Source organism: Paenibacillus phocaeensis, from assembly GCF_900021165.1.
Classification (GTDB): domain Bacteria; phylum Bacillota; class Bacilli; order Paenibacillales; family Paenibacillaceae; genus Fontibacillus; species Fontibacillus phocaensis.
Genome location: NZ_FCOQ01000018.1, coordinates 898,917 through 914,345 on the forward strand (window position 1 = coordinate 898,917; position 15,429 = coordinate 914,345).

The following is a 15,429-nucleotide window of genomic DNA, read 5'->3' on the forward strand; positions in this document are numbered from 1 at the left end:
GTTAGCATGATCATCCCTACAGTAAAGGGGGATAGCACATGAAGGCGGAGGATTATTTGCAAAGAGCTTACCGAAGCATTTACGAAAACGACTTTGCCCAGGCGCTTCACTGGTTTGAGCGGGCGCTGGACATCCAGCCGGATCACGCCGACATTCATTATCGCTACTCGATAACTTGTGCCCGGAGTGGACAGTTGGATAAGGCGCTACAGCATGCGCGTCTGGCTGCTTCCCTGGAGCCTGCACAGGACGAATATAAACTGCATTACGACCGCTTGCAGTCCATGGAACTGACTCAGATGGCCAAACGGCAGCTGGAAGAAGCGGGCGGCAGACGAAAAGCGGCAGCCGAGCCGGCAGCCCGCATGCTGAAGCGCGCGGTGGAGCTTGATCCGTTGTCGTTGGATGCGCAGGTTTGGCTGGCGATCGCCTACGGGGAGTTGGAATGCTACGACCTCGCGCTGCAAGCCGTTCGCGACGCGTCGGTGCTTCCTTTGGACGCCGGTGCGGCGGGCCAGCTGAAAGAGATAGAACAGCGGCTAAAGCAGCAAATGAAGCAATCATCCTAGTAGAGAATGTGAGGAGATCAAGATGTCGGGACCAATTAAAGTAGCTGTGGCGGGCGCCGCAGGCAGAATGGGCAGAGAAGTGGTGAAGATGGTGCTCCAGGATCCGGAGCTTCAACTGGTCGCTGCCGTGAATTTGTCGAATGCCGGCCTCGATGCCGGAGCGCTGGTCGGCCTCCCGGCTTGCGGCGTGCCATTGACCACGGATTTAGATAAAGCGCTTGGCGAGACTTCGCCGCAGGTGCTGGTAGACTTCACGACGCCGCAATTTGCTTACACCAATACGGAGCTGGCGATCCGGCACGGCGTATCGCCGGTCGTCGGCACGACCGGTTTTACGCCGGAGCAAATCGAGGAACTGGACAAGCTGTGCCACATTCAGGGGATTGGCGGGCTGATCGCTCCGAACTTTTCGATCGGGGCCATTTTGATGATGCGTTTTGCCGCCCAGGCGGCGAAATATTTCCCGCATCTGGAAATCATCGAATACCATGGCGACCAGAAGCTGGACGCCCCTTCGGGGACGGCGGTGAAGACGGCCGAGCTGATTGCCCAGAACCGGCAGGAGCTGCGCCAAGGGAACCCGGACGAGGAAGAGACCATCGAAGGGGCGCGCGGTGGTTATTATAATGGCTTTCGGATACATAGCGTCCGTTTGCCAGGCGTATTTGCTCAGCAAGAGGTCATTTTCGGCGGTTTTGGCCAAACGCTCAAAATTCGGCACGATTCCTATGAGCGTGCCGGCTACATGCCGGGCGTCAATTTGGCGATCAAGAAGGTGATCGAATGCAAAGGCATGATCTACGGGTTCGACCATTTTATGGATGAATAAAGGGGATATCGCATATGTTAAACATCGCATTTATTGCTCATGACCGTAAGAAAGAGGATATCGTTAATTTCGCTATTGCTTACGAGCACGTATTTAAGGATAAACGACTTTATTCCACCGGAACGACCGGACAGCAAATCATGGAGAACACGTCGCTGCAAATCCATCGGTTCTTGTCGGGTCCGCTCGGCGGGGATCAGCAGATCGGCGCGCTCATTGCCCAGAATGAAATGGATCTGGTTATTTTCCTGCGCGATCCGCTGATGGCGCAGCCTCATGAACCGGATATCACTGCATTGCTGCGCTTATGCGACGTACACGGCATCCCGGTTGCCACTAACATGGCGACGGCGGAAATTTTGGTGCGCGCTTTAGATCGCGGCGACTTTGGCTGGCGAGAGCTGGTTGAGCAGCATAAACCGGGGTTATCGAAATGAGCGAGCAACTGGATATCTTGATCTTCGGGGCGCATGCGGACGATGCCGAGATTGGCATGGCCGGCACGATCGCCAAGCATACCGCCGCGGGTTACCGCGTTGGCATTTGCGACTTGACCGAAGCCGAGCTGTCCTCCAACGGCAATCCCGTTCTGCGCAAGCAAGAAGCCGAGGCAGCGGCTGAAGCGCTGGGATTGGCGGCACGCGTAAATTTGGGACTGCCTGACCGCGGGTTAACAGGGTCGGCGGAACAACTGGCTGCGGTCACCGAGGTGATTCGCCGCTTTGCGCCGCGCCTTGTGTTTGCTCCCTATTGGGAGGACCGCCATCCGGATCATATCGATTGCAGCAAGCTGGTGGAGGCGGCGGTATTTAACGCCAAGCTGCGCCGGTATCTGCCGGACAAGCCGGCGGTGCCTGCGCCCGAGCTTTATTTTTATTTCATTAATGATTGGACAACGCCGGATCTGATCGTGGACGTAAGCGCAACCTATGAACAGAAGGAACGGGCGCTGCGGTGCTACCGCTCCCAATTCGAGGCGGGATCGCCTGGAGAAGACGTTGCTCTGACCCCGCTAAATCAGGGTTATGTGGAACGGGTTAAAGCTCGGGATTCGCTTATCGGGCAACGTTCGCTGATTCCGTTCGCGGAAGGATTCATGACGAAGACAGCTTATCCGGTAAATCTATTTGGCTCCCTGCGCACATAAGCTGGAAGAGGGAATAACAACAAAGGAGGCCCCCACCATATGGAACCATTTTTGAAAATCGGCATCACCTGTTATCCATCCTTGGGCGGTTCGGGGGTTGTGGCCACCGAGCTGGGAAAATTGTTGGCGGAGAAGGGCCACGAAGTCCATTTTATCTCGCATAGCGTTCCCTTTCGCTTAGGGAGTTACCATAAAAATATTTTCTATCATGAGGTCGAGGTCAGCGATTATTATGTGTTCCGATATCCGCCTTATGATTTGTCTCTGGCAACCAAGATGGCGACGGTAGCCAAAACGCAAGGCCTCGACATTCTCCACGTCCATTATGCGGTGCCGCATGCCGTCTGTGCGTTCCTGGCCAAACAGATGGTCGGCGATTCGTTAAAGGTCGTGACGACGCTGCATGGGACAGACATTACGGTGCTGGCGCAGGATGAATCGCTGAAGGATTTGATCCGCCTGGCGATTAACGAAAGCGATGCGGTAACTTCGGTGTCGCGTGATCTGATGCGAGAAACCCGGGAGGTGCTGGATATCACCCGGGATATCGATTTGACGTATAACTTCGTGGACGAACGGGTGTATTATCCGCGGGATGCCAAGAGCTGCCGAATGGATTTTGCCGCGCCGGGGGAGAAAGTGCTGATGCACATCTCCAACTTCCGGCCGGTGAAACGGGTCAGCGATGTCGTTGATATTTTCCATCAGGTGAATCAGCAAGTTCCGTCCCAATTGCTATTTGTGGGTGAAGGTCCGGACCTGCCGAAGATCCAATGCAAAATCAAGGACCTGGGCCTATCCGACCGAGTGCATTTCCTCGGCAAGCAGGACGATATCGCCCATGTGATTTCCATGGCTGATGTGCTGCTGCTTCCTTCGGAGAAGGAGAGCTTCGGCCTGGTTGCCCTGGAAGCGATGGCCTGCGGCGTGCCGACGGTCGGCTCGATCGCCGGCGGGATTCCGGAGCTGGTAACCCATGGGGAGAGCGGGTTCTTGGCACCGATCGGCGATACCCAACAGATGGCGGAGCACTGCATCACGCTGCTGAAGAATCCGGAGCTGGCGGAGCGGGTGCGCGAAGCTTGCTTAACCCGGGCGAGAACCGAATTCAGCAGCGAGATGACGACGGCGGCCTATGAGGAAATTTATTACCGCGTGTTGAATCGTCAACTGCCAATGTTAAATCCAGCTTGCAGTTGAGGTTCGCACAGAGCGGAAATGAAGGGTTGACACCGGCGCAGGGCATCAAGCCCTGCGCTTGCTGTGCCGGTGGTGGGGAAACCCAAAGATTCTATTGGAAGGAGGTGTCCGCAATCGAAACGAATCGTTGGCGTCAGGTAGACCCCCTTATGCGGGTTCAAGGGGAGAACGTGCTGCGCGTTTTGCAAGATGGCGGGCACCAGGCTTATTTTGTCGGGGGCTGCGTCCGCGATGAATTGATGGGGCGTCCGGTTCACGACATGGATATTGCGACTTCCGCCAAACCCGACGAGGTCGTTCGCCTGTTTGAGCGCACGATCCCGACGGGAATTCAACACGGCACGGTCACGGTTCTGATGGAAGGTCATGCCTTTGAGGTGACCACGTTCCGCAAGGAGTCGGATTATGCGGATCATCGGCGTCCGGCTTCGGTGGAGTTCGTAGATGCGGTCGCCGAGGATTTGCAGCGGCGCGATTTCACGATGAACGCCATCGCACGGGGACTTGACGGGGAGTTGATTGACCCGTTTGACGGGCGGAAGGATATCGAGCGCGGGCTCATCCGCTGCGTCGGCGTTGCGGAGGAACGGTTCGAGGAGGACGCGCTGCGGATGATGCGGGCGGTTCGTTTCGCCTCGACCTTTGGCTTCCGCCCGGTCAAGAGCTTGTGGGCCGCCCTGATCGCAGGCAAGCACAAGCTTGGCTATATCGCGACGGAGCGCGTGCGCATGGAGCTGGAGAAGATCGTGCAGGGCCCGGACCCGCTCCGCGGGCTGGCCCTGCTGGAGCGCAGCGGCTTGCTGCGCCATGCGAAGGCGGCGCAGGGCGGGACAGCGGCGGAGGCGGACGNCGGCGAAGTGCTGCAAGCCATCGGCCGCAAAGGCGGCCCCTGGCTGGGAGAGCTGATGAGGGAGCTGCTGCTTCAGGTTGCCGCGGGCGAGTTGTCCAACGACCGCCGCTCCCTTTTGGAATATGTGAAAAAGGGCGGAGAGTAGCAGATGGAAACCAATCGATTGATTGACATGCTCCTGGAGCATCCGGGGCAATATATATCCGGTGAAGAGCTCAGCCGCCGGCTGTCGATCAGCCGCACGGCGGTGTGGAAGCAAATCGCCAAGCTCCGTGAAGAAGGCTACGAGTTCGAGTCGGCTCCCCGGCGGGGGTATCGTTTGACCCGTCAGCCGGACAAGCTGAGCCAGGTGGGTCTGCTGCATGCGCTGCAGGAGAACCGGATGTTTGGACGCAAATTAAAGCTGCTGGAATCCACTTCTTCCACGCAGGAGGAAGTCCGGAAGCTCGCGGAAGAAGGAGCGCCCCATGGCACGCTGGTGCTGGCCGAAGAGCAGACGGCAGGACGGGGACGCCAAGGCCGGCGCTGGTATTCCCCACCCGGCAAAGGGATTTGGATGAGCCTCCTGCTTCGTCCGGAGCGGCAGCCTTTGTCAATCGCCCCCCAGTTGACGTTGCTTGCGGCTGTGGCGGTGTGCCGGGCCATCCGTAAGGTTGGCGGCGTGGATGCCGGAATCAAGTGGCCTAACGACATTTTGGTGAGCGGCCGGAAGCTGTGCGGCATCATCGTCGAGTCGGCTGCCGAGGATGAACTGATTCGGTTTGCCGTAGCAGGCATCGGGATCGATGTTAATCTGGAGGCCGATGAGATCCCGCAGGAGCTCAAGCCAGTCGCTACCTCTCTTTCGCTGGAGAGCGGCCGCCGAATCGATCGTGTCGTGCTCATCGGCGCCGTTTTGAAGGAAATGGAGCAGCTATACGAGTTGTACTTGCAGGAAGGATTTGCTCCGATCGCTCATTTGTGGGAGGCGTTATCGGTCACGTTAGGCCGGGAAATCACCGTCCATACCCCGAGCGGGGTGCTCCTGGGGACGGCCACCGGACTGGATCCCAGCGGCGCTTTATTGCTTCTGGATCAGGATGGCAAACATTTCACGATTTTCTCTGGGGAAGTACAACTTGGCGGATGAAAAATGTAACGGATTTTGTTATACTGAGCACAGGAGGCGGTATCGGCAAAGATCCGAACTGCACTCCGGGCGCTCGTCGGAGGTTGGAAAGGAAGGTTCAAACCGTCGGCAGACGATTTGAACACCCGCGAATCAAGTTGCGTTGGATTCTGCTCTGAGCCGTAAGAAGGACCGAGACAGAAGAACGAGGAAATGGACTCTTCTTTGGACTTCGGACCTTTTTAGTGCCAAACTAAAAGGTTTTTTTGTTGTGCGCGTTTTTCCTGGACTCGCACCTCCCTAAACCGAAGGAGATGGATCGAATGGCAGGTAAACAGGCTTTAAATGTTGTGAAAATGAAAAAGATGAAGCAAGACGGCATTCCGCTGGCTATGATCACCGCATATGATTATCCGTCGGCCCAGTTGGCCGAGGAAGCTGGCGCGGATCTGCTGCTGGTCGGCGACTCGCTGGGCAACGTAGTCATTGGGTATGACTCGACAATCCCCGTGACGCTGGACGATATGGTGTATCACTCCCGTTCGGTAGCACGCGGAGCGCAGCATACGTTTATCGTGACGGATATGCCGTTTATGACGTATCACGGAAGCATCGACGAAACGCTGCGGAATGTCCGCCGTATCATGCAGGAAGGCCATGCCCATGCCGTGAAGATGGAGGGCGGCGCTGAGATTGCCGGAACGGTTCAGGCGATCGTCCAAGCGGGTGTCCCGGTATTGGGGCATATCGGACTGACCCCTCAGTCTGTGAATCAGATCGGCGGTTACCGGGTGCAGGGCAAAGATGCGGCCGATGCCAAACGGCTGATGGACGATGCCAAAGCATTGGAACGTGCCGGGGCGTTTGGCCTTGTGCTGGAGCTGGTCACCGAAGAGGTGGCGACGGCGATATCCCGGGAGCTGTCCATCCCAACCATCGGCATTGGGGCTGGTCGCGGCTGCGACGGCCAGGTGCTGGTGTATCATGATGTATTGAAATATACCGCGGATTACCGGGACAAACGGTTCGTTAAGACATACGCCGATCTTGGGGCTCAGATTCGCCGCGGGATCTCGGAGTATGTTGCCGATGTCAAGAACCGCTCGTTTCCGGCAGAAGAGCATGTGTTCCGTGCGGATCAGGGCGTGCAGGAATCCTTGGGTACGCTGTACGGCAAAGGAAAGGTGGAAATTCGGTCATGATGACCTTTACGAATATACGTCCTCTTCGTGAACAACTGAAGGAAGCGCGGTTCACGGCGGCCAAGGACGGCCAACAGATCAGCATCGCGCTCGTGCCAACGATGGGATATTTGCACGAAGGCCATGCCAGCCTGCTGCGCAAAGCGCGAGCGGAGAACGATCTGGTGGTGCTAAGCATTTTCGTTAACCCGATCCAGTTTGGGCCAAACGAGGACTTTGCGCGGTATCCCCGCAATCCCGAGCAGGATCTTGCCTTGGCTGAGCGGGAGGGGGTAGATTATGTCTTCATGCCCAGCGTAGAGGAGATGTATCCGCAGGCGACCCGAACCCACATCAAGGTCGCCGGTTTGACGGACGTCTTGTGCGGGGCGTCGCGCCCGGGCCACTTTGACGGCGTGACGACGGTGGTTGGCAAGCTGCTGCATATCGTGCAGCCGGATCGGGCATATTTCGGGCAGAAGGATGCTCAGCAAGTGGCGGTCATTGCGCAGATGGTGCTGGACTTGAATTTTGATGTTGAAATTATTCCTTGTCCCATCGTGCGTGAGGCCGATGGCCTTGCGCTTAGCTCCCGCAATGTATATCTCAGCGAGGAAGAACGGCGCGCAGCGTTGGTGTTGTCCCGCAGCTTGCTGGCGGCGCAGGCGAAGGCGGATGCGGACGCAGGAGCAGGCACAGGGTCGAAGGTGACAGCAGGTGAGCTGTTATCCGAACTACGCGATTCGATTGGGGCTGAACCGCTTGCCGTGATCGATTACGTAGAAATCGCTGATTTTCCGGGATTGACCCCGCTGGCGGAAGGGGAACGAATCGATGTTGCCGGGCGCCGAGACGATGTGCTCATCGCTGTTGCCGTGAAATTTGGCACCACTCGTTTGATCGATAACGTTATTTTGACGAAGAAGGTGAAGAACTGATGTATAGAACGATGATGAAATCGAAAATCCACCGTGCGACAGTAACGGAAGCAAATTTGAACTATGTCGGCAGCATCACGATCGATGAGGATTTGATGGAAGCTTCCGATTTGCTGGAGAACGAGAAGGTGCAAATTGTTAACAATAATAACGGCGCTCGCCTGGAAACGTACGTTATTCCGGGCCCTCGCGGCAGCGGAGTGATTTGTCTGAACGGCGCGGCGGCTCGGCTGGTGCAGCCGGGCGACAGTGTCATTATCATCTCCTATGCGCAGTTGTCTGCCGAGGAGGTACGCAGCCATAAGCCAACCGTCGTGTTCGTCGACGAGAACAATAAGCCGGTGGAGAAGGCACATCAGGAACTCCACGCCATGATCCGCTAAAGCGGCAGTGGGGTTTAAAATCACGAAGTTGAGCTCTAATGGAGGTGGGGGCCTTGGCGTCGAATCTTGGATTCAGCCGGGCCTTCCGTGTTTTCACGTAACTAGTTAGACACGCTGCTCTATGCATCACACCGCTGAATTGGATTCGGTTTTTCATACATAATTGCGCTTGTTGCCCATCCGCCTCCGTAATATGTATGAAATATCGAACACATTTTGCCAAAATCGCTGAACCCGCCCGCAATGTATTCGGTTTTTCAGATACATTGTGTCGCGAAGGACCCCAAGTACCGTAATCTATTCGGTTTTTCATACATAATGCCGCCCCCGTTGCCCGTTTCCCCCTAATATGTATGAAATTTCGAACACATTCGGCCAAAGTCACCGAACTCGCCCAAATGTGTTCGGTTTTTCAGATACAAAGTGTCGCGAAAGACCGAAAGTGTGGTAATCTATTCGGTTTTTCATACATAATCGCGCCTGTTGCCCATCCGCCTCCGTAATCTGTATGAAATTTCGAACACATTCCGCCAAAGTCGCCGAACTCGCCCAAATGTATTCGATTTATCGCACACATCCCCCGCAACCGCGGCGGCAACCAAAGGAAGGACGGAGGGGTTCGCCGCCCAGCTCCCACGCGGAAATCAGCGATGAAAAAGTGTAATTCCTCCCTGCGGGAATGAAATCGGCTCCCGGAACAAAAAATGAACGTAAGGCTCGGACTGATTTCATTTTCGTTAGGGGGGATGCGAATGATGTTTCAGCATGTGTTTGCGGAAATGAATGAGATGTTGGACGAAATCACACGGAAATACCCCTTGGCCGGCAACGCCCAAAAGCAGGAGTTGGCGAAGAAATGGAGTTTGCTTCAACACATGAGCGATGGCATTATTGAAGAATGGCTGTGTTTTGAAGAAAAGATGGGCGGTTTGCGCCATGCGTTCGGGAGCCTGGAATCCAGGGAGTTGCCCGATCTTCCTGAGCTGGAGGACCCCACCTTTGTTAAAGGGCAAGGGTATTACAAGCTGCTGATGTTCGCCCAGGCTGTAGCCCAATTTGAGCGGGTGATACAGCAGTTTCCGGACAGCGTGCTTGCCCGGACCTATTTGGGGATGTGCCACCTGCATCTGGAGCAATCCGACAAAGCCGCCAAGCATTTCTGGCTGGTGCTGGAGAAGGCGGGGAACAAGCGGCTGCGTTCCGTCATTTATAACGCATTAGGTTGTATCGAGGCGCAAAAAGGCGTCTACCCCAAAGCCAAAGAGTACTTCAAATTAGCCCATCACAGCGATCCGTCCTTGCCCGAGCCGTTGGCTAATTTGGAGGCTTGTACGCACAGTACGGGAAAACTGCATTACGGTCCCGAGTTGACTTCATTATTGTAGGATTCTGATCCAATCGATCCATCCCGCACTTATTTTGAAGGCTTGAATCACGAAGCGATGCGTATTCCCGCTCTATGCGGCGCATCGCTTGTTTTCTTTTGTGATTTTTATTACAGATACGTTTGTATTAATTTTCAAATTGGCTATCTTCTGTTATGCTGTAAGGAGACTGGAATGAAGGGACATCGAATCGCAATGAAATATGCAGTGCTTGATTTTGAAACGACGGGTAACCAGTCCTCTGATGAAATTATTCAAGTGGGACTTGCCATTATAGAACCGGATAAATCAATTTCGCAGGTGTACCGTTCCTTCGTCAAACCGAACGTTCCCATCCCCCCGTTTATTACGGGGTTGACGGGGATTACGGAGGAAGACGTCAAGGATGCGCCGGAGCTGGACGAAGTGATGATGGAGATGGTACCGCTCTTGAACGATGTCGTCCTGGTCGGGCACAACGTTGCGTTTGATTTTAATTACCTGCAGAGTGCGTTGGACCAAACAGGTTATTTGCCGTTCACCGGCCGCATTCTGGATACGATGGATTTCCTGAAAATCCTGTTCCCTTCGCTCACTTCCTATCAGCTTGGCATGGTTGCGGCGGAGTTCGAGGTGGAGCATGATCGTCCGCATCAAGCCGACAGCGATGCGCTGGCGACAGCGCTCATCTTCCTGAAATGCTTGGAGGAATGTGCGCAGCTGCCACTTTTGACCTTACAGCGTCTGGCCGACCTGTTTGCCGGAGAGGACAGCGATCTGGGGTGGTTCTTTGATGCGATGGTACAGGAGAAGGAACGCGAGGCGATGCCAAGCGAGGACGGCTTCGTGTACTTCCGCCAATTCGCCTTGCAGGCCGAGGATTGGATGGACATCGAGGCGCCTCGGGACAGTGCGGAACGAAATCCGCTGACCAACGTGACCTTTGAGCAGTTCATGGAACAGGTCCGGGAACGGCTGCGGGAGCGATTGCCGCAGTATGAGGAGCGGGAAGCCCAGAACATGATGCTAAATGAGGTGATGCGGGCTTTCGAGGAAGACAAGCATTTGCTTGTCGAAGCCGGGACAGGAACCGGGAAATCGCTGGGCTACCTGCTGCCCGCCATCTACCACAGCGTCAAGAATGAAGAGAAGGTGATGGTCAGTACGCATACCATCAACCTGCAGGAGCAGCTCCGGGAGCGCGATGTGCCGCTGTTGACGGAGGTCGTGCCTTTTCCTTTCCGCGCTGCCGTATTTAAAGGAAGGCAGCATTATTTGTGCTTGCGCAAATTTGAACATAAAATGAATAGGAAAGACTTCGCGACACCTAAAGAAGAGGTGATGACGGCCGCGCAAATGGTCGTGTGGCTGACGCAAACGGAAAGCGGCGATGACGAGGAGCTGAATCTCGGCAATCGTGGCGGTGATTTCTGGGAGACGGTGGCCAGTGAATCGGATTCCTGTCTGGGCCGATCCTGCCCCTGGTTCCGCAAATGCTTCTATCATCGGGCGAAACATGAGGCCGCCGTGGCGGATGTGGTCATCACGAACCACTCGAAGCTGTTTACGGACATTCAGGCCGGTCATCAGCTGTTGCCCGGATATGAGCGGCTGGTTATTGATGAAGCGCATCATCTGGAAGATGTGGCCGGCAAGCATCTTGGAATTCATATGAAGTACTTTACGGTTGTCCATACGTTGACCCGGTTGTTCAAAGACAGCAAGACCGGGCAACTGGCCAACCTCCGAGGCTCGCTGGAGGCGTCCGCCGCGGAGAAAGCATCGGAATGGTGCGCAGTGATCGATGGGATCTACCCGACGCTGGTGGATGTGAAGGAAAGCTGGGACAAACTCAGCGAGCTGCTGTTCAGCTTGATGCCGGACCGCAGTGACGCAGCCCCGGGCGATCCCGGGCAATTCGTGTACCGGCTGCTGCCGGCGCGAAAGCCGAAGGATTGGGACACGCTTAGTGCGCTCGAGAACCAGATTTATGTGGGACTGGGCGACGTGCTTCGAAAAGGGGATCGCCTCCTCTCCGAAATCCGGGAGGAGCAGGACGACTATGCGGCGGAGAGTCTCTTAACCGATATCAGCGGCTTGTTCAAGGATCTGGCGAGCGAACGGGAAGCGCTGCGCTTCTTCATGAAGCTGGAGAGCGAGGACACCGTCTATTGGATGGAGGCGAACGGGAACTACCGCAGCCGATCGCTGCAGATGTACGCGGTGCCGATTGACGTCAGCGCCCAGTTGAAGGAATTTTTCTTCGACCGGAAGAAGAGCGTCGTCATGACGTCCGCGACTTTATCGGTCGATAAGTCGTTTCAGTATATGATCGAGCAATTGGGCCTGACGGAGGCGGCGGAAGAGGACCAACTGATCACCGCGATGCTGCCCTCCCCGTTTAATTATCGGGATCAGGCGCTGCTGGTCATTCCGCGAGATTTTCCAAGCGTGAAAGGCAGCGTGGGGGATGACCACTTCATCCATACGCTGGTACAGTCGCTGGCGGATGCCGCGGTGGCCACGCAAGGCCGCATGCTGGTGCTGTTCACCTCCTACCGGATGCTGAGACAGGTGTATGACCCGCTGAAGGAGCAACTCTCGGCGCAGGGAATCACTGTGATCGGACAAGGGATGGACAGCGGCAGCCGCACCAAGCTGACCCGCCGGTTCCAAGGCCAGAACGCGTCCGTACTGCTTGGAACACGCAGCTTCTGGGAAGGGGTTGATATCCCGGGCGAGGCGCTGACGAGCTTGGCGATCGTTCGCCTGCCGTTTCAACCGCCCAACCACCCGCTGGTGGAAGCCAAGAGTGAACGACTGCAGCGGGAGAAGAAGAATCCGTTCATGAAGTTGTCCGTCCCGCAGGCGGTGATCCGCTTCAAGCAGGGCTTCGGACGGCTCGTTCGCTCGTCGCAAGACCGCGGCATTGTGATCGTCTATGATACCCGTATTCTGGAATCCTACTACGGGAAGTATTTCTTATATTCTTTGCCCGGACNCTTCTGGGAAGGGGTTGATATCCCGGGCGAGGCGCTGACGAGCTTGGCGATCGTTCGCCTGCCGTTTCAACCGCCCAACCACCCGCTGGTGGAAGCCAAGAGTGAACGACTGCAGCGGGAGAAGAAGAATCCGTTCATGAAGTTGTCCGTCCCGCAGGCGGTGATCCGCTTCAAGCAGGGCTTCGGACGGCTCGTTCGCTCGTCGCAAGACCGCGGCATTGTGATCGTCTATGATACCCGTATTCTGGAATCCTACTACGGGAAGTATTTCTTATATTCTTTGCCCGGACCGAAGATGGAGCATATGCCAATGAATCAAATGGTACCGCGCATCTCGGAATGGTTGAATCCGGAAGCGTAAATTCGCTTCATGGATCGCACTTGAATGATTAGGGGGAACGAAGGATGAAATCAGAAAAAATTTCAGACGCGGTCGTCCGCAGACTACCGGTATACCTGCGCTTCTTGAACGAACTCAGCCGCCGGGAGGTCCCGACGGTGTCCTCTCAGGAGCTGGGCCAGAAGCTGGACCTGAATCCTGCGCAGATTCGCAAGGATTTGGCGTATTTCGGTGATTTTGGCCGGAAGGGAATCGGGTATGACGTCGCTTATTTGATCGAGAAAATCCAGCAAATTCTCAATCTCGATCAGCAGATTAACGTCGCGTTGGTCGGTGCCGGTAACTTGGGTCAAGCTCTTTCCAATTATAATGCTTACTTGAAGGATAATATGAAAATCGTTGCCGTGTTCGACGCATCGCCCGCGAAGATCGGCACTCAGATCAACAACATTACGATTCAGCCGATCGAAGAGCTGGTGGATACGGTTCGGGCGAAGAATATCCGCATCGGGATTATTACGGTGCCGGACACCGAAGCCCAGCGTGTAGCAGACGAGCTGGTGGCCGCCGGGATCGGAGCCATCCTGAACTTTGCGCCGACGATTCTGAAGGTTCCGCCGGAAGTGCGGATTCACGCCGCCGATTTCACTACAGATCTGCTGAGCTTGGCTTATTATCTAGAGAACGGAAAGGAACAAGCCTCGTATGAGTCGTAAATGGTTGATCAAGAACGGAACGTTTGCCGTCCTGGAGAAGGAACGTCCCGTGATTCAGGGATATATGCTCGTTGAAGGCGACTCGATCACCTATATAGGCGAAGAGCGGCCTGAAGGGGTCGAAGGTGCCGAGACGTTTGACGGCAAGGGTTTGTTATTTCTCCCGGGGCTGATCAATACCCATGGGCATGCGGCAATGTCGCTGCTGCGCGGCTATGGGGATGATATGGTGTTGCAAACGTGGCTGCAGGAGAAAATGTGGCCGATGGAAGCCAAGTTTACAGCGGCTGATGTCTACGCCGGAACCGCGTTGTCTGTACTGGAAATGCTCAAGGGCGGGACAACGACGTTCCTGGATATGTACGATCACATGGATGAAGTAGCCAAGGTCGTCGAGGAGTCCGGCATTCGCGCGGTGCTGATGCGCGGGGCGATCGGACTGTGCTCGCCGGAAGAGCAGGATCAGAAGCTGAAGGAAGCGATCGCGTTTGCCCGGAATTGGCACGGCAAGGCGGAAGGCCGAATTACGACGATGATGTCGCCGCACGCCCCGTACACCTGTCCGCCGGCCTTTATCGAGAAATTCGTGCAAGCCGCACATGATCTCGATTTGCCGATGCATACGCATATGTCGGAGACGCGCGCCGAAGTGGAGCAGAACGTGAATGATTACGGCGTTCGTCCGGTAGAGCATCTGCGGAAGCTGGGGGTATTCTCCCGGCCGACGCTGCTGGCCCATGCCGTCCATTTGACGGACGAGGAAATCGACGTGTTGGCGGAGTATGGCGTGACGATCTCGCATAACCCTGGCAGCAATCTGAAGCTGGCCAGCGGCGTAGCCCGCGTACCGGAGCTCCTGAAGAAAGGCGTAGTTGTCTCGCTTGGGACGGATGGTGCCGCCAGCAACAACAATCTCGACATGCTGGAAGAGATCCGATTGGCTGCGTTGATTCACAAAGGCGTATCCGGCGATCCCACGGCCGTGCCTGCACTGGAAGCGCTCAAGATGGGGACGGAGTATGGCGCGAAGTCGGTCTTTTTACCCAATACGGGGAAGCTTGCCGCCGGTATGAAGGCGGATTTCATCGCTCTGAATACGGAGCAGGCTCATTTCCTGCCGAGAACGGATTTCATCTCGCACACCGTGTATTCCGCGGGACCGAAGGATGTGGAGCACGTATGGGTGAACGGGAAGCAGGTTGTCAAACACGGAATCTGCCTGACGCTGGATGAAGAGCGCATTCGGCATGACGCCCAAGCGGCTTTCGAAGGATTGCTGGCACGGTAATACGCGCTTACAGGAAGGAAGAGAAGGTTGAGGAAGCGAACCCAATGGATCCTGCTGTCTATCGTGATCCTGTTGATTGTGCTCCTGGGTCTCCATCGATTTTATCTATACATTCATGAAGATACATGGAGAGCCGAAAGAGCGGCCATTCAGCAGGCAAAGCAGGAGACGGACCTGGTCCGGGGCGATAAGGTATGGAAGTCGGTATGGGATGAAGTCACCTGGGTCGTGCAAGGGGAGGACGAATCCGGCCGTGAAATGATAGTTTGGCTCCAGGATGGACAAGATCCTGAGGTGCGCTTGTTGTCCGACGGGAAGTCCGAAAGTCAAATCCGTGCGATCATCAAGCAAACCTTGCCGGACATCCGGGTTGTTCGGCTGCTCCCGGGAATTTATAATAACCAGCTGGTTTGGCAACTGTTCTACAAACAGAAGGACCATCATTATTACCGGTTCTTCAGCTTTACAACCGGAGAGTCTTTGCCGGAAGTGTTTACCCTGCCGAATCGCTGAC

General features: G+C 55.6%; 14 protein-coding genes and 1 pseudogene. All 15 read left to right on the forward strand.

The features are described 5' to 3' along the window. Positions 1-38: 38 nt before the first annotated feature. On the forward strand, positions 39-569 hold the full coding sequence (locus BN3795_RS14250) for a tetratricopeptide repeat protein (protein WP_068785284.1): 531 nt from the start codon (positions 39-41) through the stop codon (positions 567-569). A 22-nt stretch (positions 570-591) separates the two neighbouring features. Beyond that, entirely contained in the window at positions 592-1,398 is an 807-nt protein-coding gene (gene dapB, locus BN3795_RS14255) for a 4-hydroxy-tetrahydrodipicolinate reductase (protein WP_068785285.1), read from the forward strand. Between the two features lie 14 nt (positions 1,399-1,412). Further along, positions 1,413-1,835 (forward strand): methylglyoxal synthase, encoded by a 423-nt coding sequence (gene mgsA / locus BN3795_RS14260; protein WP_068785286.1) that lies wholly within the window; start codon positions 1,413-1,415, stop codon positions 1,833-1,835. Further along, on the forward strand, positions 1,832-2,545 hold the full coding sequence (gene bshB1 / locus BN3795_RS14265; RefSeq protein WP_068785287.1) for a bacillithiol biosynthesis deacetylase BshB1: 714 nt from the start codon (positions 1,832-1,834) through the stop codon (positions 2,543-2,545). The genes mgsA and bshB1 overlap by 4 nt, the downstream gene beginning before the upstream one ends. A 39-nt stretch (positions 2,546-2,584) precedes the next feature. Next, positions 2,585-3,745, forward strand: a complete 1,161-nt coding sequence (gene bshA / locus BN3795_RS14270) for an N-acetyl-alpha-D-glucosaminyl L-malate synthase BshA (protein WP_068785288.1) — start codon at positions 2,585-2,587, stop codon at positions 3,743-3,745. Between the two features lie 113 nt (positions 3,746-3,858). Next, a pseudogene (locus BN3795_RS14275) lies at positions 3,859-4,548 on the forward strand (CCA tRNA nucleotidyltransferase); the annotation flags it as partial. Between the two features lie 195 nt (positions 4,549-4,743). Further along, positions 4,744-5,724 carry a biotin--[acetyl-CoA-carboxylase] ligase gene (locus BN3795_RS14280; protein WP_068785289.1) on the forward strand — a complete coding sequence of 327 codons (981 nt, stop codon included), beginning with the start codon at positions 4,744-4,746 and terminating at the stop codon, positions 5,722-5,724. A 302-nt stretch (positions 5,725-6,026) separates the two neighbouring features. After that, positions 6,027-6,905 carry a 3-methyl-2-oxobutanoate hydroxymethyltransferase gene (gene panB, locus BN3795_RS14285; RefSeq protein ID WP_068785290.1) on the forward strand — a complete coding sequence of 293 codons (879 nt, stop codon included), beginning with the start codon at positions 6,027-6,029 and terminating at the stop codon, positions 6,903-6,905. After that, a complete protein-coding gene (gene panC / locus BN3795_RS14290; RefSeq protein ID WP_068785291.1) occupies positions 6,902-7,822 on the forward strand; it encodes a pantoate--beta-alanine ligase in 921 nt (306 codons plus the stop codon). Before panB ends, panC begins: the two co-directional genes overlap by 4 nt. Further along, entirely contained in the window at positions 7,822-8,205 is a 384-nt protein-coding gene (gene panD / locus BN3795_RS14295) for an aspartate 1-decarboxylase (RefSeq protein ID WP_059043331.1), read from the forward strand. The genes panC and panD overlap by 1 nt, the downstream gene beginning before the upstream one ends. Positions 8,206-8,957: 752 nt before the next feature. Then, a complete protein-coding gene (locus BN3795_RS14300) occupies positions 8,958-9,590 on the forward strand; it encodes a tetratricopeptide repeat protein (RefSeq protein WP_408635030.1) in 633 nt (210 codons plus the stop codon). Positions 9,591-9,785: 195 nt separating this feature from the next. Continuing rightward, positions 9,786-12,932: an ATP-dependent DNA helicase DinG gene (gene dinG, locus BN3795_RS14305; RefSeq protein WP_110945188.1), complete on the forward strand. Its 3,147-nt coding sequence runs from the start codon at positions 9,786-9,788 to the stop codon at positions 12,930-12,932. A 44-nt stretch (positions 12,933-12,976) separates the two neighbouring features. Continuing rightward, entirely contained in the window at positions 12,977-13,627 is a 651-nt protein-coding gene (locus tag BN3795_RS14310) for a redox-sensing transcriptional repressor Rex (protein ID WP_068785292.1), read from the forward strand. Beyond that, positions 13,617-14,915: an amidohydrolase gene (locus BN3795_RS14315; protein ID WP_068785293.1), complete on the forward strand. Its 1,299-nt coding sequence runs from the start codon at positions 13,617-13,619 to the stop codon at positions 14,913-14,915. The genes BN3795_RS14310 and BN3795_RS14315 overlap by 11 nt, the downstream gene beginning before the upstream one ends. A gap of 27 nt (positions 14,916-14,942) precedes the next feature. Continuing rightward, positions 14,943-15,428, forward strand: coding sequence for a cell wall elongation regulator TseB-like domain-containing protein (locus BN3795_RS14320; protein WP_068785294.1), 486 nt, complete (start codon positions 14,943-14,945; stop codon positions 15,426-15,428). Position 15,429: the final 1 nt, after the last annotated feature.